Here is a 1065-nt window from a genome sequence, read left to right on the forward strand (position 1 = left end):
CGAGGTCACCAACCTGCCCAACCTGGTCGGCTTCCTGCGCTTCGGCCGCAATTTGCCCGTGGTGCGGTTCGATAGCCGGTTCAACAACGTACCATCGTTGGGACCAGCTTTCCTCGAACGCACGACGCCCCCCATTCAGATCGACAAGGCCGGGATGCTCGTTCGCATCGCCCATGCCGAAGCGCGTGTTCGTGAAGCGATGGAGCGGGAAGCGACGCAGGCATCTCCGCCAGCGACACATGGCGAGGGCAAGCCAGCGAAGCCTTATGCATCTTCAGAATCCGCCCCGACGCCACCACCACAGCCGGATCTGTTTACGCCTCCAGCGCCGAACATCGATCCGCAGCGCGTGGAAGATATCTTGCTCAACGACGAGAATGCCGAGCTTCCCGTGCCCGCCCGCAATCTTTGGACAATCCTTGCCGGCAAGCAGGGAGAAATCCGGTCCGATCTCGTCCAGCATGGCCGGGATGACGGGCCGCGCGAGCGGGCGAGGCCAGCATGATCCAGCCGCAACGTCTCCATGGCACACCAGCCAATATCGTCCGCTACTACACGGTTGGCGATTACTACACCAAGGGCGGTAATGAACCGTCTGAATGGGGTGGGAAGCTTGCAGCCGATCTCGGCCTCTCCGGCGCTGTTGATCCGAAGCTGCTGCGCGACCTTCTTGCTGGAAAAGTCGGCGATCAACAACTTGGGCGGCACCGCGCGGATGGCGAAATTCAGCATCACCCCGGTTGGGATTTTGCGGTCAATGCGCCAAAGTCGGTTTCGATCATGGGGCTGGTGGCAGGTGACGAACGCGTGCTCGCCGCCCATGAGCGCGCGGTGACCGCGGCTATTTGCTACCTGGAAGAACAGGCGCAGTTGCGCCGCCGCGATGAAGGTAGGATCGTTCATGAAACAACGGGTCGGTTCCTGGTTGCTCGCTTTACTGAGCATGGCAGCCGGGAACTCGATCCGCATCTGCACACGCATCTCGTCGTGCTCAACATGACGAACCGCGAGAATGGCGATCCCATGGCAAGCCTCGAAAGCCGGGTCATGTATGGCGAACAGCGC

The 1065-nt window shown here is 61.2% G+C and carries 1 protein-coding gene and 1 pseudogene; both read left to right on the top strand.

The window, feature by feature from the left end; all coding sequences use genetic code 11:
• Nucleotides 1-505: pseudogene (locus DI606_RS20260) on the top strand (conjugal transfer protein TraD); the annotation flags it as partial.
• Nucleotides 502-1065: MobF family relaxase (gene mobF, locus DI606_RS20265; RefSeq protein ID WP_293985825.1), on the top strand; the 564-nt coding region annotated here is incomplete at its 3' end. The pseudogene DI606_RS20260 and the gene mobF, both read left to right, overlap by 4 nt.

Source organism: Sphingobium sp. (assembly GCF_003248505.1).
In the GTDB taxonomy this organism is placed as follows: Bacteria; Pseudomonadota; Alphaproteobacteria; order Sphingomonadales; family Sphingomonadaceae; genus Sphingobium.